Origin of the sequence: Ciceribacter ferrooxidans (assembly GCF_004137355.1) — a bacterium.
GTDB lineage: Bacteria > Pseudomonadota > Alphaproteobacteria > Rhizobiales > Rhizobiaceae > Allorhizobium > Allorhizobium ferrooxidans.
In genome coordinates, this window is record NZ_SDVB01000403.1 from 1 (window position 1) to 299 (window position 299).

General features: G+C 38.8%; 1 protein-coding gene. It reads right to left on the minus strand.

Features of this window, described 5'->3' with window-relative positions; translation table 11 throughout:
• Positions 1-47 precede the first annotated feature (47 nt).
• On the minus strand, positions 48-299 hold a 252-nt coding region (locus EUU22_RS25415; RefSeq protein WP_165351290.1), incomplete at its 5' end, for a FoF1 ATP synthase subunit a.

A 299-nucleotide genomic window follows, 5' to 3' on the forward strand; every position in this document is an offset into this window, starting at 1 on the left:
AGGTTTAAGAATAATAAGAAAATTATTATTGATAATAATAACGGAACTCATTCAATGCCCTGGTGTTTGATTTTAGAAAATAGTTGTTTGGCAGAGTCAACAAAGATTGCTGATTGTATAGTGAAGAGGCGGTTATTAATCATTCGGGAAGAGGTTCGGGCTAATAAAAAGGCTGGAAAGATAAGGGCTACGATGAGCAAAGGAATGCCCAGCAATGTGGGGCTTGCAAAGAGAGCAAAAAGGCAGAGCATCATGCGCAAATCCAATGGCAGGGCAAAAAAAAAACCACAGGAGTAAAA